The following is a 16,821-nucleotide window of genomic DNA, read 5'->3' on the forward strand; positions in this document are numbered from 1 at the left end:
AACCATGAACATTCGTGAACTCAAGCGACGCCTGCAACCCTACAGCGGCTACATGAAGACCGCAGAAGATGGTGGGGCAGATGGTGGCGGCACTGCCACCGATGAAAAGCCCGACATGGGCAACGACCTGGACCCAGAGCCAATCGAGGCTCAAGCGGCTGCCGCAGACGGCGGTGGCGCTGGTGATACGCCAACCGATGACAACGCCGAAGCCGATGGTGAAGACGGTGCAGACGGCCAGGGCGGGAAGCGCTCGGTAGGCATTCCGAAGGCCCGTTTCAACGAGGTCAATGAAGAGCGCAAGGAGGCCCTGCGCAAACTAGAAGCGGCCGAAGAAGAGTTGAAGCGCCTGCGCGCGGCAACTGAGAAACCGGCAGCAACGGCCCCAGCGCCATCCGCATCGCCTGCAGCCGCGTCTGATGACACCGACATCGACGCCAAGGAGCAGGAATACACAGAAGCTCTGTATGCCGGTGACAGCAAGAAGGCTGCCGCAATTCGCCGTGAGATCAACGCGCAGTTGGTGCAGCAGGCCACGGCCCAGGCCCGCGAAGTTGCAGCTACCGAGTTCACGGCCCGAGAGTCCAAGACCCTTCTGCAGGCAGCTGTGCAGACGGCAGTGGCGGCGTACCCATGGCTCAACGATCCAGAGGGCGCGGACGCCCTGGACTTGATCCTGGCCGCCCGTGATCAGCGCATCAGCAAGGGGATGCCAGCCCATCTGGCCCTTATCGAAGCCGTCAACAAGATCGCCCCGAAGTTCGCGCCCGACTCGGATACCCCCAGTAGGGTTTCTGAAAAGCAAGAACCTGCGAAAGACTTGCGCACACCAGCAGCAATCGCTCGCGGGCTTACCGATTCAGATCGGCAGCCAGCGGCAGCGCAGGCTGGTATCGGCAACCGCGCAACGCCCAACCGCATTGACTGGAAAGCACTGGATGAAGACCAGCTTGCAGCAGTGCCAAAGGATGAATTGCGCAAGGCTCTGGGTAACGCCTAAGCCATAGCCAAGTCCTGCGGGGAACCACCGCCCCGCAGGCTCAGTAAACAGGTGATTCCGTCTGGGGGACGTTAAGCCCCGGCGCTCTTGACCGCCTCAAAAGTCATGTTCCTCGCAGCTGGGCGGCGTCATGTCCCGAGACACGAACCCAAGGAGCATGACATGGCATTTACCGCCTTTTCCGAACTGAACTCGCAGCAAAAAGTGCTGTGGAGCCGCGTGGTATGGAAGGCCGCGCGCGATCAAGCATTCATCACCAAATTCACCGGCTCTGGCGACAACAACGTGATCCACCGGATCACCGAACTGACCAAGACTGAGAAGGGCGATCAGATGCTCTTCCAGCTCGTGGCCGACCTCACTGATGACGGCGTGGTTGGGGACAACGAGCGCGAAGGCAACGAAGAAACGATGAAGAACTATGAGCAGATCATCTCGATTGATCTGATGTCTCACAGTGTGCGCAACAAGGGCAAGATGTCCGATCAGCGTTCTGTCATCAACTTCCGCGAACAAGGCCGCGACAAGCTGGCGCAGTGGCTGGGCTCCAGGATGGACCAGCTTGCCTTCCTGACACTCTCTGGCATTAGCTATGCCTTCCAGAACAACGGCGCGCCACGCGTGAATTCGCCATTCCCGAACCTGGAATTCGCCGCCGACGTTTCGGCGCCTTCGGCTAAGCGCTCCCTGATGTTCGACGGCACCAGCCTGGCTGTGTCGGCAACCGGATCGATCACTTCGTCCTACGTGCCGAAGTACACCATGATCGTGGACGCCATCGCCTACGCGAAGTCGCACTACGTGAAGCCTATCCGCTCGGGCGGCAAGGAGTACTACGTGATGTTTGTGCATCCCCAGACGCTGGCGGCCCTGAAAAAAGACCCCGACTACCAGCGCGCTGTGGTGGCAGTGGCCACAAAGGGTGGCACCGACTCGCCATGGTTCACTGGCGCAACCGTGACGGTGGACGGCGCTGTGATCCACGAACACAACCTGGTCTACAACACCAAGGGCGCTGCATCGGGCTCGAAGTGGGGTTCCGGTGGTGTGGTGGACGGCTCGCGCACCCTGCTGTGCGGCGCTCAGGCCCTGGGCATGGCCGACCTGGGTGAAGGCGACTGGGTCGAGAAGAAGTTCCAGTACGACTCCAGCGTCGGTATCAACATCGACAAGATGCTGGGCTTCCTCAAGCCCAAGTTCTACAGCATCTACGACAAGTCGCTTGAAGACTTCTCGGTGGTTTCCATCGACCACTACCTGCAGTAAGCAGCCAAGCGGGCGGGGCTCCGGCCCTGCTCATCCATTCCCCTGATGTTGAAGGAATCTCATCATGCCCATCACCAAACTCTCCGGCCGCCAGGAAGTCATCGCGGCCACTGCCGACTTCACCTATGCCGACGTGACCGACGACACCTACATGGCTGCCGTTGATCTGCCCGGCGGCGCCATCGTAGTTGGCGGCCATCTGGCCATCACCACGTTGTTCAACTCTGCCACGGACGACAAGTTCTCCATTGGTGACAAGGTGGGCTCCGCCTCTGCCACCAAGGACACCTATGCAGCACTGTCGGCAGACATCACTGCTGTCGGCGCCGTGCCCATCGTTGCTACGGGCAAGAAGTACAGCGAGCCCAGCACTGTGGGCGTCGTCTGGAATGGCACCGGCACTGCGCCATCTGCAGGCGTGGGCCGTCTGACCGTGCTCTACATCGTGGACGGCCGCGCAGCCTTCACCCAGGGCTAAACCCTTTCTCAGTGGTCAGGCCGGAAACGGCCTTTTGTACCCGGTGGCTTGATCACCACCGGGTTTTTTGAAGGACAAAATCATGAAATTTCGCTCCCCCACTGACGAGCCTCTACATGTGGCTCTGACGACTGGTCACACCTGCACCATCTCCCCTGAAGGCGACGAGATCCCGCAGATGTTCCACCGCGAAGCCATTTCGCGTGGCGCCATCCCTAGCTCCATTACCGCGCCTGAAACGGCCCCTGTAGGTGGATTTGATCGCAAACAGGTCGTGACCGATGCCATCAATGCAATGCTGGATGGCGGCAACGAAGACGACTTCACCAACAACGGAAAACCCGACTTGCGCAAGCTGCAGGCCCGCGTGGGCTTCAAGGTAGAGCGTGAAGAAGCTGATGCCGTCTGGGCTGAGGTGTCCAAGGCTCCCGACGCAGCACCTGACGCAGCGTAATCCATGAACGTCGCCGAGTTCATCGCCGCCTTTCGTGCCGACCTTCGGGACGATGTTGACGGGGAATTGTGGAGTGATGCCGACATCGTCCGCTACCTCAACGACGCGGTACAGGAGGCGAATGAACGGGCGTTCCTGACCGAGGACCGGGCTACACCGGCCGTTTGCAGCATCACGCTGACGGCCGGTGTGTCAACCTACAGCCTTCACCCCTCGGTCATCCGAATCAAGCGGATCACCTACCTTGGCCGCCCCCTAGTTGAAACCAGCGTGGAAGAAATGGATGCCGAGTCTTCGAACTGGGAGAGCCGTTCTGGAGAGCCGCGCCGGTACATCTTCGAGCAGGCCAGCGGCGGTTCTCCGGCAAGGGTGCGCCTGTGGCCAACACCGACCAGCGCGGGCACCATTGCGCTGACCGTCAATCGCGGAGCTCTCAAGAAGCTGACTGTGGACATTGGAACGGCAAAGCCTGAATTGCCTGAGCGGTTCCACGAGCGCCTGAAAGACTGGGTCTACCGCTGCGCCTACCTCAAGCAGGACGCAGACGCTTTCGACAAGTCCAAGGCCATCGAGTTTGAAGCATCATTTGAGCGCTCGTTCGGCGCGCGGCCCGATGCCAATGTGCAACGCAAGCAGCGCGACAAACGCCCGCCACTGGTTCGCAGCAACTGGTAGGCGCCCCCAGTAGGGTTCGACGTGCCAGCCGCGTGCGGGAAAACTGCCTGCATTGATCCGAAAGGCCATCCATGCAAGTACAAATGCCAGCCGCGCGCCGCCTAGCGCAACTCCCTGACCAATATGCTGGTGGCGGCCTGGTTGCGCGCATGAAAAGCGCCGATGCTGGGCCTGCTGCGTTTGGCGCTCGTGGCCTGAGCCAGTTGCGCGACATGGTGCCCAAGGTGGCCGCGATGGGCTACCCACAGCAAGCCGCAGTGCCTGCGCCAGCACCGGCCCCGGTGTCCAATCCACGCGCTGCCCAATTGATGGCGATGATCCCACAGATGGAAGCCATGGGGTTCAAGCAGAAGCCGCAGATGCTGGCCCGTGGCGGCATGGTGCGCGGCCCCGGCACTGGAACCAGTGACAGCATCCCCGACGAAGCCGAGCCCGGCACGTACATCATGCCCGCTGACTCCACGGCCGCAATCGGCCCAAGCGCGCTGGAGAAGATGGGCACGGTTCCTGTGCGGCTGAGCGATGGCGAATTCAAGATCCCGCCTGAGCAAGTGATGGCGCTGGGCGCTGCTGTGCTCAAGCTGTACAAGGACGCCACACACACGCCAGTGAACGGCGAAGACGGCGGACAGACTGATGCCGAGGTGGAAGGTGATGACGACGACGGCGCCCGTGGCTTCAACCCTGCCGATCGCATGGCGCAGATGCCTGAGCAGATGTTCGCAGACGGTGGGATGGTGGACCCCAACCGCCCCAATAGCTTTGGTGATGCCGCTGCAGCCGCGCGTGACCCTGGCGTTACGCAGATTGGCGCAGGCTACCAGCCCGCCAATGGGAGGATGAGCGTTGTTCCATCGCAGCCACGCCCAGCCCCAGCGCCTGCAGGCCAACAGCCCACTACGGTCAATGTTGCAAATCCAGCATGGCAGCGCATGGCGGCCGCGCCAAGCCCTGCAACACCAGCTGCAGCACCGATGGGGTGGCAGGCCCGACAGGATCAGCGCAGCGCAGACGTAGGCGCTGCATCCATCACCAACCGGCCAGAGTGGCGCCGGTATGCGGATGGCGGCATGGTGGAGGATGACTTGCAAAAGCGGCTGATGCAGATCCCATCAAGCGCCCCTCCTGGCTGGACAGGCGGCGGCGGAGGTTCTGGAGGTGGTGGTGGAGCTGGCGGTGTCACGGGCAGCTGGGAGGCGCCACAGGCTGCGCCCGCACCGGCTCCCGCCCCAACGCAACCCGCTGGTGCCCTGACCCGTGCCGCTGGGGCTGGGCGTGGGTTCGTGAATCCAGATCCTATAACGCCTGCTGCGCAAGCCATGGGCTCCATGCCCAACAACGCAGTGACCCGCACCGGCAACAGCTACACCGGCTCCGCGAACATCAGCGGCGACATCACCGTCAACGGACAAGCGCCAGGCGGTGGCGCAATCAGCGCGCAGAACATGGCCGCAGCCGACTCCCTAGCGCGCCGTGGTGCTGCTGACGCAATGGCCTCGATGCCAGCGCCACAGCAAACGAACGTGCAGGCCCCGATGGTGCGCCACAGCGGCAACGACTGGCAGGCGCGCAATGACCTGCGCAATGCCCTTGTAAGTGCGTCCTCGATAACCAACAACGGTGGGCGCTTCGACCAGACGCGCGGACGTAATCCTGCGGCGCTGGCCTACCAATCGGCTCTGGCCACCGACAACGCACTGCAGGCTTCCGAACCAGGTCTCGCCGCTGCTGCCATGAAAGAAAACAGCGAGACAAACCGATCTTCTATGCGCGAGCGTGGGCTTGCGGCGCAGGCCCTGGCTTCGGAGCGTGGCGCTATGGACCGCACGCTGATCACAGAGCGCGGGAACAACACGCGGGCCGGTATCACTGCGCTTGCATCGACCGAGGCTGCGCGCCTGAGAGCGCAACAGGAGGGCAAAGCCCCGCCTGGCTACCGCTTCACGGCAAACGGCAACATGGAGGCCATCCCTGGCGGCCCCGCTGACCTTCGCCAGAACAAGGAAGGCGTGCAGCAAGGCAAGGACACCCAGGATATTTTCTCGATTCTGAATGAGGCGCGTCCTCTGATGGCGAACGCCACGGGCAGTTACGGCGGCGTTGCTCTGGACAAGGTTGCTCAGACATTCGGAGCAGCAACGGACGGGGCCAAAGCTACCGCCCAGCTCCAAGCGCTACAGGGCGCACTGGTGTCGAAGATGCCCAAGATGTCCGGCCCGCAATCTGACAAGGATGTGCAGCTGTATCGCGAGATGGCGGGTCAGATTGGCGACCCAACGATCCCGCGCGAGCAACGCAAGGCCGCGATGGACACCATCGAGAGCCTGAACATCAAGTACTTGCCTGCAGTGACTGATGCTGCTGGATATGACGCAGTGCCTTCTGGCTCCTACTACAAGACGCCATCCGGTGATGTGCGGAGGAAGCAATAATGGCCAACCCTTGGGACAATGACGAGATCGTTCGGCCAGCTGCAGGGACTGCGCCAGCTCCGGCTGCATCTTCGACCGCGACAACAGCTGCACCAATCACCGAAGCAAAGCCGCAAGCCTCTGCGAATCCATGGGACAACGACGAGGTGGTGCGCCCAGCGCCTGGTGCAAAACCAGCCTCTGCGGCAGAGCCAGCAGCACCCCAACGCTCCCTGGTTGATAGCGCGGCCCGCGGCTTGGGCATCGGTGTGCGCGGCGCAGTGCAGGGCCTGACCGACCTGCCCGCCATGGTCACTGACAACCTGATCGCCAAACCCATCAACGCCGGGTTGAATGCCGTCATGGGCGAAGGGCAGGGACCGCGCATGAAGATGCTGGGTGAAGCCGCTGGCGACCTGCTGACAAGGGCGGGGCTACCCACGGCAGAGACGGCCGGTGAGCGAGTGGTTCAGGACATCAACCGGGGCGGTGCTTCTGCATTGACTGGAATTGCTACTGGCGCCGGGCTGGCAAATGCCGCAGGTGGAGTGACCCAGGCGGTGGGTAAGACTCTGTCTGCCGCCCCACTCGCCCAGGTTGCCAGTGGGGCATCCGGCGCAGGGGCTCAAGGACTTACGCGCGAAGGCGGTGGCGGAGAGGGCGCGCAGTTCGCCGCCAACATCGCCGGTTCTCTGGCGCCATCAGTCGTTCCGTTCGTCGCCCAGTCTGCCGTACGTGGCGCGCTGCGCGGCGGTGAGGCTGGCCGCCAGCGTGTGGCCGAGAACATCAAGATCTTTGAGGAAGCATCTGGCACGGTGCCCACCATGGGCCAGGCCACGCAGTCGCGCACGCTGCAGGCGGCAGAGACCGGGCTGTCCAACGTGATTGGTGGATCTGGACTCATGGCACGCCGTGGCGAGGTGCAGGCAAAGGCGCTGGAGGATTCGGTTCAGGCGCTGTCGCGCGAGCTGGCGCCGGATGCCTCGGGGTGGGGCGCAGGCGAGGCCATCACCAAGGGTGTAAACGCCTTCAAGGACAGCGTGAAGACCACGCAAAAGCAGCTCTATGGCAAGCTGGACGAGTTCATCCCGGCGAACACGCCTGTCAGCGTCAATCGCACGCAGGAAGCACTCAAGGCGTTGAACGAGGGCATCGAAGGCGCGCCCAACATCTCGCAGTTCTTCCGCAATGCCAAGATCGGCAACATCGAGCGCGCCATGCTCAAGGACGTGGAAGGCGCCACTCTGGCCAACGTACCGCCCGGCATGTCGTCCACGGGTGTGACGCCCACTGCAGGCCAGTTGCCGTACCAAGCCATCCAGAAGCTACGCACATTGGTGGGCCAGGAAATCTCCGAGAACTCCCTGACCTCGGACGTGCCACGCAGCAAGTGGCGCGCGCTCTACGCCGCACTGAGCGACGACCTGGGCACGGCGGCCGAAGCTGCAGGCCCGCAGGCTCAGCAGGCATGGAGCCGGGCGAACCAGTACACGCGGGGCAGTATGCAGCGGCTGGACCAGCTCGAAACCATCGTGAACAGGGATGCGCCGGAGAAGATTTTCAAGGCCGCAACCACGGGCCTATCGGATGGCGGGACCCAAATCAACCGCCTGATGAAGTCCATGCCCGAGGAAAACCGCCGCGAGGTGGCCGCCGCCGTCCTGCAGCGCCTGGGCCGGGCCAAGAACTCCAGCCAGAACGAGATGGGAGACGCCTTCAGCAGCGAGACATTCCTGACCAACCTTGCGGCAATGTCTCTGCCTGCGCGGCGTGCGCTTTTCTCGAACTCCGGGTTCCCGGGGTTGGAGCAGAAGATCCAGACCATGGGGAAGATGGCCGCCAACCGGCGCGAGGGCGCGCAGGTGTTTGCGAACCCATCGGGGACAGCGCGACAGATCGGTTTGGGGGCCTGGGCCAGCACGCTGATCGGCGGTTTGGCGACCGGGAATCCGGTGATGATTTCGAGTGCTCTTGCAGCCCCTGCAGCGGCAAATACGCTGGCCAGAGGATTGACCTCAGAGCGGGCTGTGCGAGGTCTGGCAGAGCGCACCACCATGAACCCAGCCCTATCGGGGGCCGCTCTAGCAGCTACAGCGCGCGAAGATCAGCGCCAGTAGCGCTATTTCTTGTTGCCTGCCTGTGCTATCTGACCAATGCCGTAAATGAACACGACCACAGCAGCAAGCCACCCAATGGCGGGCACGGAGATGCACAGCCAAGTTACCAGCGCTATAACAACGCCGTAGGCGGCCAACTTGACAATGCCTTTGAGTAAGCTGCCCCAGAAAGAGATGAATTCTTCGTCGCTATTTCGACCGCTCAAAAGGTCTTCTGACTCTTGTAGAGACATGGGCTTTTTGAGTGGATCGAACTGGGCCATTCCCCAAATGTTACGCCAAATGGCAAAAGGAGCAAAAAATGGCAAGCGAAGACATGGCAGATGACCCACGCATGCGGGCTGCAAAAGCCGGGCTTACCGCATCGTCTCAGCGACTTGCAAGCGCGTGGGCAATGGTGAGCAGCAGCGCTGCCATTTCGGCGGAGCAGCAGAAAGTTGAAGTCTGCAGCAGCTTGATCAATCAATACCTGCAGCGCGAGCGTCTAAAACTGATGACATCACCGACGCAATATCGCGGCCGATGGACCCAACGCCTTCTGGAGAATTTGCAATCCCTTCGAGTGCGTCTAGGAAGTCAAGCCGTAGCTTTTGTCCGTCGATGCCGGGCTGTTTGCACAGGGCAGCCGCCAGCGCAGTGATCGCCAGAGCGGCCTGGAAGTCCAACGACGAAGTATTGATCTGCTGCTCAGGAGTAGGATTGGTCATAGAAGCCCCTTCGGGTGATGGTTGTGTGAGAACTCCATCGTAGCCCGAGGGGGCTTTCTTCTTCCGGCCCGCTTCGGCGGGCTTTTTTGCGGACCCCCCAGTAGGGTTCGGTGATTTCCAGCGCATGCGAACAATGGGCTTCCATGTTCAACAACACCAGCAGGTGATGCACATGGAAAAGACTTTCCCGCCATTGGCAGATGAAACCAGGCCCGCAGTGGATACAGTCGCTGCCGCTTATTACCTGAACCGCCGTCCACAAACGCTTCGTGGGTGGGCTTGCCTGAACAGCGGCCCTATCAAGCCGCTGAACATCGGCGGCCGCCTGGCATGGCCGGTGGCGGACCTCAAGCGCCTGCTTGGCCTGGAGGTGCAGCCATGACCCGCCGTGAGCGCTACACAGACAACGACCACACCTGGGGGCCGTTTCTTTGGGCTAAGTCTGAAGGCGGACGCACCGCAGCAGCCTACTACGAGGCATGCACTGACGAAGACAGTGATGCCAAGTTCAACGTTCTGCATCTGCAGGTCTCTAAGTGGCTGTTGCGCGTGTACTTCCCGGCCTTGCTCAAGCCATTCCGCGAGCGTCATCAGGCCAACTGGGATACAGCAACCGTGGCGCGCCTTGGGCGGAACTACTACGACACATTCTCGCCAAGGGCCTATGGCTTCTACATCTTTGATGGGCATTTCTACGTTTACTTGGGCGCGCAAACCGGCGACAGCACAACAACCCAGAGCTGGAGTTGTTTTCTTCCTTGGACACAGTGGCGGCACGTCCGCCAAAGTTGGTACGGCCCAGATGGGGAAGTGCTTGGAGAACTGTTTGACACCAGTCACCGCGAGGTGGCAAAGGCTCAACGTGATTGGCGTTGGGAGTTCGAAAAGACCCTGCCCAAAGTGGTTTTCGAGTTCAAGGATTTCGACGGCGAGGTGATCCAGGCCAAGACCCACATTGAAGAACGCGAATGGCGCTTCGGGACGGGCTGGTGCAAGTGGATGAGCTTTTTCCGTCGGCCGCGAGTGCGCACCTCTTTGGATCTCACATTCGCAAAGGATGTCGGGCCGCGCAAAGGGTCTTGGAAAGGCGGAACGATCGGTCACAGCACCGAGGTGCGAGTTGGTGAAAGGCACGAGGCCGCCTTCCGACGGTATTGCGCCGAGAACAATCTCACGTTCCTGCGCCTGGTGCCAGAAGGGGAGGGTTGACCATGGCCGGACGATGGAGCAATTGGTGGATGGTCATCACCGTTCCGAGGGCCGCGTGATGGCTGACCCAGACCTGTGCCCATGGACAGACTTCGAAGGCCGCCCCATTCGCCACGGCGACCGTTTAGTGCACCCCAGCGGACAGACGCTCACCGCCGTTCGGCTGATCGGGCACGACAACCCCGGTGACGCATGGCGCGCGGTTTACGACGAAGACCCGCAAAACGTCTCGCGGCTATGCCTCCAGATTGGCGACAAAGGCATGGCGGTGCTGCAAACACCAGGAATTCGCGCCCCCCAGTAGGGTTCGCGCCTTTCCCCCATTCCCGGAACACTGCAATGCATCCACCTTGCAGGAGCTCCGGCCATGGCCAACACCTCATACCCCAAGGGTGCCCAAAAGATGCTGGGCGCCTCGATTGATTTTGCTGACGACACCATCAAGGCACGTCTACTGCCCAGCACCTACACATTCAGCACCGCGCATGAGTTTGTGGCGAGCCTGGGAACCGGCGTTGGCACCGACCAGACCCTGACTGGCAAGTCGATTACCGGAGGTGTGCTGGATGCTGATGATCTTGCTTTTGGCACCCTGGCACCCGGGAGCACCGTCAAGGCGATGGCAATCTACAAGGACACAGGGAACACTTCGACGGCACCCGTCCTGTTCTATTACGACACCGTGGCCGGTTTCCCGTTCGACACCAACGGCGGCGCGCTGACTGTTCCATGGGACAACGGCGTCAAGAAGATTGCCCGTATCACTGCCCCGTTCTACCCGCTGGGCGCGCAGAAGGTTCTGGCGGGCGAGATCAATTTCAGCGCCGACACGATCAAGGTTGTGCCACTGCCCACCAGCTATGTCTACGACGACGCCCATGAATTCCTTGACGACATTGCGGCGGTGATTGGCACAGCCCAGACGCTGACCAGCAAGACCATTGCTGACGGCGTTTTTGATGCTGCCGATCCGAGCTTTGGCGCCATTGCTTCGGGCTCGACCATCGGCTCCTACCTGATCTACAAGGACACCGGCACGCCGAGCACTTCGCCACTGCTGATCCGGCTCACCTCTGACTACGCGGTGGGTCTGCCACTGGGAACGAATGGTTTCGCCTTGTCGCACCAGTGGCCAAACGGCGCCACCAAGATTTTCAGCCTGATCCCGGCTTAAGGAGGCGCTATGCACCTCTTTTCCAACAACGCGGAGACAACGCTAGCGGCGGCGCTGGATGCGGACTCTGGCGACATCAACATGCAGGTTGCCAGTGCAACGCTGTTCCAGGTCATCGGCGCGGGTGACGGAAACAAGCAGCTCGCGACCCTCACGCACCCGGACCTTGCGGGGCTCTATGAGGTCGTGGCCATCGTGGAAACCGATGGCGTGGACTGGACCGTGGTTCGCGAAACCGAGGGGACCGTACAAGCATGGCCCATCGGGACCAAGGTAGAGGCCCGAATCACGGCAAATATGCTGGGCACATTCCTGCAACGCGATCCAACGTCCAAGCAAGTCAGCAACCCGAGCGGCGGCAGCGCTTTTGCGCTTTCCGGGACGATGGGCGCAGACGCCCGGGGTTCAGGCGCGCTTGCTTTTGGCGGCCGATCTCGCATCGCGAACTCGGTGCTGCTGGCCGGTTATCCGTATCTCCAGATCACACGGTCCACCACCAACGGTACGGGCACTGATCGCAACCTTGGCTTTGAATCTGTCGGCGGGTCTGTACCTGTTGACCTTGGCGTGCCGACCACATGGAGTGCAACCGATTTCTACCGTGGTTCTGTTGTGCGCCCAACAACGCCAGACGGGTATCAATACTGGTTGGAAATTGAGGATCTGGACGTCGATAGCTCGCTAGATGCCACAGAACCCGTGTTCGACGGCCCTGGCGGCGGTGTTGCCTCTGCGTCTGGCTGGTGGTTTCCCACAGAGGAACCCATTGACGTCGGCACGGACACGTTTTCGGGGCTGGTAGTCACTGAGGTTGGGTTCATCGCTCACGTGGCCACTGCTTCGGCAAACCCTGCCGTTTCCATCGGCACGGGCGCCAATGCCACACGGTTCGCCAACAACGTCACGCTGTCCCAGATCAGCGGCAACGGCCAGATCCACCGCATCCCAATTTCTGCGGGTGGCGCGCTGCTGTCTGGCGAGCAATTGAGGTTCAAGGTGGAGACAGCCGCCACGGGCGGGCGCTTCCTGGGCCGCTTCTACTGGCGCGGCTTCTTCATCGAGACGAACACCGCTCTGTAAAGCATGAGCTACCCCCTCATCAACGGCGCGCTCATCAACGGTGCCGAGGAACAAACTACAAAAGGCATTGACCTTGTCAATGCTGGCGTTGGGTTGGTTGTCGTCACGACGCTGGGCGTGTCTGTCACGCCGCTGGAGTTTGGCGCCGTCACGGGCCAGGTGGGTGTTGATGTCGCGGCTACGCCCTGGGGGATCGACCTGGCCCGCTTTGGTGTGGGCGTGTCGACCATTGCGCAGCCAGACCCGGACTTCGTGTCTGTCGGGGTGAGTGCCAGGCCATTGGAGCTTGGCGCGCCAACAACCTCTGGCGAAGTCGCGACAACCGGTGCCAGCGCTGCTCCTTTGCAAATGGGCGACATCGTGGCCGAGGCCGTGGTGATCGGAGTGTCTGCAACGCCTTTGGAGCTGGGCGACATTGACACGGCCGCAGTGATGACAACAGGCGCCAGTGCCACGCCGCTGGAACTGGGCGCGCCGTCGTCGGCCTTTGCCATGGCTGTGCTTGGTCTCGATCTCGCCACGTTTGGTGTCGGGCGAACCCTGATGGACGCCATGGCCACCCAAGGCGTCAGCGCCTACCCATTGGAGTTTGGTGACACCGGCAATCTCGGAACCGCCACTCGCGGGCGCTCCTGCTTCCCAATGCAGCTTGGCAAGCCATCCATCAGCCGAGGTGCTACATGCTGACCTTTGAGGCTTTCACGGGCATCAATAACGTCTTGCCTGCGCATCGGTTGACAGGCGCAGACCTCATTGCGGCGACCGATGTGAATATCGGCCTGACCGGCGAAATCTCGCGCCGCTATGGGTTCACCGAGGAATCCGACACCTGCCACAAGAACATCCATGAGGCCGCAGGATTCATGCTTGCCACCACGGGGAGCGCATTGGTCGCAATCCACCCGGGCGGAGCGCAGCATGTGATTCACCCGGCCCTGGGGCCCGGCCGCGTCTGGTATTGCAATCTTCCAGACGGCCAGACAACGTACACCAACGGGCTGATCCATGGCGTGACCGATGGGCTCACCGGCTGGGACCGCAGCGTTCCGGCGCCAGCATCACTGGGTTTTCCTGATGAGGCATTTGGCGACCTGTTCCCGGGCTCCTACCGCTACCACCTGACGCATGTGCGTCTGTCGGACCGGCTGGAAAGCCCGGCCATCAGTTCTGAACCCATCTCCATCAACAACGGATTCCGCTTGGACGGCCTGCCGCAGATGGATGGCCACGCCATCAATGTCTACCTCAGCGGCTTGGACGGGGAGGGCGGCTACCTTGCGGGCACCACAGCCACGGGAAGTTTTGAGTACACCGGCAACAACGCGGCTTTGGTGCTGCCATGCCGAACACTGGGAGCACGGCCGTTCCCGGTGGGCACCTACACGGCGTTTTGGCGCGGCCGGGTTCTCACGGCCGTAGGCGACACGCTTTGGGCCTGCCGCCCTTCGGCTTTGCACCTGTCTGACTGGCGCGACTTCAAACGCCTGGTGGGCGACATCACCGCAGTGCAGCCCGTGGACGACGGGATCTATGTGGGCACCGAAAAGGACTTGATTTTCCTTGCTGGCACCACCTGGGACACCCTGGCCCATGTGCCGACCCGTCGCGGCCCCGTGGTGCATGGTTCCGGAGTCTCAGCCCCGGGCGACCGCCTGAAACTTGGCGACGGCACTGGAGCCGGTGATGCCATGCTGTGCATTGCTGGTGGCGAGGTGGTGGCCGGATTCAACGGTGGGCAGACCTCCAGTTTGACCGGCGACCGCTACAAGACGGCAGCCGCCGAGGTGTGCGCGACCTTCCGCGAGATTGACGGCATCCCCCAGTACATCGCGGTTCCGCAATGAGCAACATCTGGAACCCGTTTGCCTTCACGCCGACCGGCCAAGCCATGCCGGGCGCGGCGCCGCCTGTTCTGCGCGTGATGGAGGGCCGCGCCACGGCCGAGCAGCTGGACATGGCACAGAAGGTGTTCCACCAGTTTTGCACCCGCGCACGGCTGTCATCGGTTCCGAACCCGCGAGAAGGTGGCTTTCTGCCCGATGGCTCGCGCTACGAAATCAACGTGGTGGGCACGGTGCAAACCATGCTGCTCTGGCCGGTGGGTGGTGGGGGCGGACCATTCATCGCGTGGACGGCGTTCTTCAACTCTGCGCACCTTCCCATCTGGGAGCGGCCGGTGGTTGATTTTCCGTATGACGATCTGCCTCCGAAGCCGGAGCCGCCTGGGCCAGAGCCTGCGTATCCGCCGCTTGCATCGGCATATTCCACTGCGACGACGACGGGCCTACCGGTGACATTCCCGGTAGGGTTGCATCGTGTCGTCAAGCTGTACATCGGGTGGGGATTACTGACCGACGAACCAACCCTGGTTGCGGAGGGCTCATGGATTGTCACGGAAATTGGCCGGGTTACCAATGAGTCTGTTGACTATGGGTACTACCGGCATGTCCGCACCAACTATTACACGGGGAGCGACTTTTACGAGTCTGTGACGGTTCAGAACCTTGTAGCTGGCGACCTTGAATATTACAACCAGGATATCGATGGCAGCAACATCACTCCAGTCACACCCTCGCGGACAAGTGTTGCAGGGCTGTACGAGGCCGCTGCCGCTGCCGCTGCCGCCTACAACGCAGGTGTTATATCTGCATGGGAAGCCGCCCACGCGGCATGGGTAGAAGAATCCCTGACCTACGCCGACCGCCTGGCGGACTGGATTGCAGAACGTGACGCACTCCTGGCCCTGCAGCGCCCATGGTGGCCTGTGCTGGATATCCGCAAAGCGGCACGGCCGGGCCAGGTGCAGAACGTCAAAGCGCATCTGCTCACCGGCATTGGCGACCGCCATCTGACGGCGCGCATTCTCTCGTTCCCCTACAACGTGGCGTACCGCACGGAGCCTCCTGTCGGTTCTGGCGGCTCGGTGACGCATGAATGGGTGGTGGAAGCGACGCAGCGCGGCTATCGGTCCACGCTGACCAATGCGCAGCCGCACACCATCTTCCCGATCTTTGACGCACCGTCAGCCGACCTCTACCCAGCGCACATCCTGCGCCGCGACTTCATGCCGCCCGAGTGCCTGTTTGGGTGGACGGCAAACGGCCAGTTCTCGCACGTCGAGCGGTACTACGCCGCGCAGATCACCTCGGAAAACTTCCTGGTGGCGCCGCCGGGCCTGGGCGGTGTGAGCGTGACCTATTCGCCCGGCTACTTCACCTCGACGCGATTGGTTCCAGATTCAGCGCCCGGTCTGGTGGTGGCGTCAGACGCCTTCGTACCCATTGGCGCGCAAATCACCGTGGTGGTGTTTGAGTACCTGATTCAAGACTGGCGCACCGGGGAATATGAATGGGTGACATGCCCGGACATCATGGTGCGCGACAGCATTTGGATTCGGGATGGCGGGGTCTACATCGACACGCCCCTGGTCCGCGACAACGTGGCAACCGAGCGCGTGCGGATTGCCGGTGCCTTCACGCAGCGCCGCACGGCGTGGGATACATGGTCCGCGCCAAATGCCATCACCAGCCTTGTGCAGGCGAACTGGTCCGCGAACTTCGTCTCGCCCGTGGTTTCGTCGGAGCCTTCGCGCGCGCCATCGGCTGTGGTGATTGCAGAAGGTCTGCCAGGCGCAGCAAACCCAGCGCAGGTGCAGTCTGACGACCACTACCTGGGCGCCGCGCATTTGTGGAGCGGCGGTCGTTCAAAGCTTGACACTGCAAAGGCGGCCCGCTGGGTGCCCGACGGTGCGCTGGCGCCGCAAGAGCAATTCATCATCCGCGCGCTCATCGCAACGGGAAAGATAAAGCCATGAATGCCATTGTCTGCAACACGATCAGCGGGGCAGTTACAGAGTACACGCGCTTCGCTTTTCAGAGCATCACCCCCACACACGGCGGCTCTGCAACCGGGCTTTATGCGTTCGGTGGCGAGGCCGACGACGGCCTGGCCATCGTGTCGAACATCCAACTCCCCGCCACGCTGCGCGAGTCCACGTTGAAACATGCGCTGGAGATGGTCTACCTGTCCATGCGCGGCTGCGGGAGCGCGCGGTTCACGGTGCATGGCGCCCAGCAAAGCTGGCATTACCCGTTCCCGATGCGGTCCAGCGGGCAGACGCGGTGCCCCGTGGGGCGAGGCATCCGCGAGAACTATCTGGGCTTTGGCCTGAGCAATCCGGCCGGGCAGGCTTTCACGCTCGATCGCGTTGAAGTCCTCAATCGTCAATCGAAATCACGGAGGGTCTAACC

Annotated in this window: 18 protein-coding genes; 16 read left to right on the plus strand and 2 right to left on the minus strand. The window is 61.9% G+C overall.

What is annotated here, in order from left to right; translation table 11 throughout:
• The first annotated feature begins 4 nt into the window (after positions 1–4).
• The 7 genes from LPA35_RS17455 to LPA35_RS17485 all read left to right on the plus strand — a co-directional run bounded on the left by LPA35_RS17455 (position 5) and on the right by LPA35_RS17485 (position 8,401).
• Positions 5–1,000 (plus strand): hypothetical protein, encoded by a 996-nt coding sequence (locus LPA35_RS17455; RefSeq protein WP_228897830.1) that lies wholly within the window; start codon positions 5–7, stop codon positions 998–1,000.
• Positions 1,001–1,162: 162 nt separating this feature from the next.
• Positions 1,163–2,266: a N4-gp56 family major capsid protein gene (locus tag LPA35_RS17460; protein ID WP_228897831.1), complete on the plus strand. Its 1,104-nt coding sequence runs from the start codon at positions 1,163–1,165 to the stop codon at positions 2,264–2,266.
• 64 nt (positions 2,267–2,330) lie between these two features.
• The gene (locus tag LPA35_RS17465) at positions 2,331–2,744 is read left to right on the plus strand and encodes a hypothetical protein (protein WP_228897832.1); all 414 of its coding nucleotides are present in this window, start codon (positions 2,331–2,333) and stop codon (positions 2,742–2,744) included.
• A gap of 82 nt (positions 2,745–2,826) precedes the next feature.
• Positions 2,827–3,198 (plus strand): hypothetical protein, encoded by a 372-nt coding sequence (locus tag LPA35_RS17470; RefSeq protein ID WP_228897833.1) that lies wholly within the window; start codon positions 2,827–2,829, stop codon positions 3,196–3,198.
• Between the two features lie 3 nt (positions 3,199–3,201).
• Positions 3,202–3,873: a DUF6682 family protein gene (locus tag LPA35_RS17475; protein WP_228897834.1), complete on the plus strand. Its 672-nt coding sequence runs from the start codon at positions 3,202–3,204 to the stop codon at positions 3,871–3,873.
• 71 nt (positions 3,874–3,944) lie between these two features.
• Positions 3,945–6,305, plus strand: coding sequence for a hypothetical protein (locus LPA35_RS17480; protein WP_228897835.1), 2,361 nt, complete (start codon positions 3,945–3,947; stop codon positions 6,303–6,305).
• A gap of 236 nt (positions 6,306–6,541) precedes the next feature.
• Entirely contained in the window at positions 6,542–8,401 is a 1,860-nt protein-coding gene (locus tag LPA35_RS17485) for a hypothetical protein (protein ID WP_228897836.1), read from the plus strand.
• A gap of 2 nt (positions 8,402–8,403) precedes the next feature.
• Here LPA35_RS17485 and LPA35_RS17490 read toward each other — a convergent pair whose 3' ends face one another.
• Together LPA35_RS17490 and LPA35_RS17495 are read right to left on the minus strand one after the other, a co-directional pair.
• Complete coding sequence (locus LPA35_RS17490; RefSeq protein WP_228897837.1) at positions 8,404–8,664, minus strand: hypothetical protein; 261 nt, start codon at positions 8,662–8,664, stop codon at positions 8,404–8,406.
• A 195-nt stretch (positions 8,665–8,859) separates the two neighbouring features.
• On the minus strand, positions 8,860–9,108 hold the full coding sequence (locus tag LPA35_RS17495; RefSeq protein WP_228897838.1) for a hypothetical protein: 249 nt from the start codon (positions 9,106–9,108) through the stop codon (positions 8,860–8,862).
• Positions 9,109–9,280: 172 nt separating this feature from the next.
• Here LPA35_RS17495 and LPA35_RS17500 point away from each other — a divergent pair, with 172 nt between their 5' ends.
• The 9 genes from LPA35_RS17500 (at position 9,281) to LPA35_RS17540 (ending at position 16,819) form a co-directional block, all read left to right on the plus strand.
• Entirely contained in the window at positions 9,281–9,490 is a 210-nt protein-coding gene (locus tag LPA35_RS17500; protein ID WP_228897839.1) for a DNA-binding protein, read from the plus strand.
• Positions 9,487–10,317 (plus strand): hypothetical protein, encoded by an 831-nt coding sequence (locus LPA35_RS17505; RefSeq protein WP_228897840.1) that lies wholly within the window; start codon positions 9,487–9,489, stop codon positions 10,315–10,317. Before LPA35_RS17500 ends, LPA35_RS17505 begins: the two co-directional genes overlap by 4 nt.
• A gap of 58 nt (positions 10,318–10,375) precedes the next feature.
• On the plus strand, positions 10,376–10,621 hold the full coding sequence (locus LPA35_RS17510; protein ID WP_228897841.1) for a hypothetical protein: 246 nt from the start codon (positions 10,376–10,378) through the stop codon (positions 10,619–10,621).
• A gap of 63 nt (positions 10,622–10,684) precedes the next feature.
• The gene (locus LPA35_RS17515; RefSeq protein ID WP_228897842.1) at positions 10,685–11,491 is read left to right on the plus strand and encodes a hypothetical protein; all 807 of its coding nucleotides are present in this window, start codon (positions 10,685–10,687) and stop codon (positions 11,489–11,491) included.
• A gap of 9 nt (positions 11,492–11,500) precedes the next feature.
• Positions 11,501–12,571: a hypothetical protein gene (locus LPA35_RS17520; RefSeq protein ID WP_228897843.1), complete on the plus strand. Its 1,071-nt coding sequence runs from the start codon at positions 11,501–11,503 to the stop codon at positions 12,569–12,571.
• Between the two features lie 3 nt (positions 12,572–12,574).
• Positions 12,575–13,258, plus strand: a complete 684-nt coding sequence (locus LPA35_RS17525; protein ID WP_228897844.1) for a hypothetical protein — start codon at positions 12,575–12,577, stop codon at positions 13,256–13,258.
• Positions 13,252–14,415 carry a hypothetical protein gene (locus LPA35_RS17530; RefSeq protein ID WP_228897845.1) on the plus strand — a complete coding sequence of 388 codons (1,164 nt, stop codon included), beginning with the start codon at positions 13,252–13,254 and terminating at the stop codon, positions 14,413–14,415. Before LPA35_RS17525 ends, LPA35_RS17530 begins: the two co-directional genes overlap by 7 nt.
• Positions 14,412–16,385 carry a hypothetical protein gene (locus tag LPA35_RS17535; RefSeq protein ID WP_228897846.1) on the plus strand — a complete coding sequence of 658 codons (1,974 nt, stop codon included), beginning with the start codon at positions 14,412–14,414 and terminating at the stop codon, positions 16,383–16,385. The genes LPA35_RS17530 and LPA35_RS17535 overlap by 4 nt, the downstream gene beginning before the upstream one ends.
• Positions 16,382–16,819 (plus strand): hypothetical protein, encoded by a 438-nt coding sequence (locus tag LPA35_RS17540; protein WP_228897847.1) that lies wholly within the window; start codon positions 16,382–16,384, stop codon positions 16,817–16,819. The genes LPA35_RS17535 and LPA35_RS17540 overlap by 4 nt, the downstream gene beginning before the upstream one ends.
• Positions 16,820–16,821: the final 2 nt, after the last annotated feature.

It is taken from the genome of Acidovorax sp. Leaf73 (assembly GCF_916855635.1).
Taxonomy (GTDB): Bacteria; Pseudomonadota; Gammaproteobacteria; order Burkholderiales; family Burkholderiaceae_C; genus Acidovorax; species Acidovorax facilis.

Bases quoted from the DNA above. Each gene is read 5' to 3' on its own strand.
- LPA35_RS17520 (WP_228897843.1), top strand. From the start codon at position 11,501: ATGCACCTCTTTTCCAACAACGCGGAGACAACGCTAGCGGCGGCGCTG.
- LPA35_RS17505 (WP_228897840.1), top strand. From the start codon at position 9,487: ATGACCCGCCGTGAGCGCTACACAGACAACGACCACACCTGGGGGCCG.
- LPA35_RS17480 (WP_228897835.1), top strand. From the start codon at position 3,945: ATGCAAGTACAAATGCCAGCCGCGCGCCGCCTAGCGCAACTCCCTGAC.
- LPA35_RS17475 (WP_228897834.1), top strand. From the start codon at position 3,202: ATGAACGTCGCCGAGTTCATCGCCGCCTTTCGTGCCGACCTTCGGGAC.
- LPA35_RS17465 (WP_228897832.1), top strand. From the start codon at position 2,331: ATGCCCATCACCAAACTCTCCGGCCGCCAGGAAGTCATCGCGGCCACT.
- LPA35_RS17510 (WP_228897841.1), top strand. From the start codon at position 10,376: ATGGCTGACCCAGACCTGTGCCCATGGACAGACTTCGAAGGCCGCCCC.
- LPA35_RS17470 (WP_228897833.1), top strand. From the start codon at position 2,827: ATGAAATTTCGCTCCCCCACTGACGAGCCTCTACATGTGGCTCTGACG.
- LPA35_RS17500 (WP_228897839.1), top strand. From the start codon at position 9,281: ATGGAAAAGACTTTCCCGCCATTGGCAGATGAAACCAGGCCCGCAGTG.
- LPA35_RS17540 (WP_228897847.1), top strand. From the start codon at position 16,382: ATGAATGCCATTGTCTGCAACACGATCAGCGGGGCAGTTACAGAGTAC.
- LPA35_RS17525 (WP_228897844.1), top strand. From the start codon at position 12,575: ATGAGCTACCCCCTCATCAACGGCGCGCTCATCAACGGTGCCGAGGAA.
- LPA35_RS17455 (WP_228897830.1), top strand. From the start codon at position 5: ATGAACATTCGTGAACTCAAGCGACGCCTGCAACCCTACAGCGGCTAC.
- LPA35_RS17495 (WP_228897838.1), bottom strand. From the start codon at position 9,108: ATGACCAATCCTACTCCTGAGCAGCAGATCAATACTTCGTCGTTGGAC.
- LPA35_RS17515 (WP_228897842.1), top strand. From the start codon at position 10,685: ATGGCCAACACCTCATACCCCAAGGGTGCCCAAAAGATGCTGGGCGCC.
- LPA35_RS17460 (WP_228897831.1), top strand. From the start codon at position 1,163: ATGGCATTTACCGCCTTTTCCGAACTGAACTCGCAGCAAAAAGTGCTG.
- LPA35_RS17535 (WP_228897846.1), top strand. From the start codon at position 14,412: ATGAGCAACATCTGGAACCCGTTTGCCTTCACGCCGACCGGCCAAGCC.
- LPA35_RS17530 (WP_228897845.1), top strand. From the start codon at position 13,252: ATGCTGACCTTTGAGGCTTTCACGGGCATCAATAACGTCTTGCCTGCG.
- LPA35_RS17490 (WP_228897837.1), bottom strand. From the start codon at position 8,664: ATGGCCCAGTTCGATCCACTCAAAAAGCCCATGTCTCTACAAGAGTCA.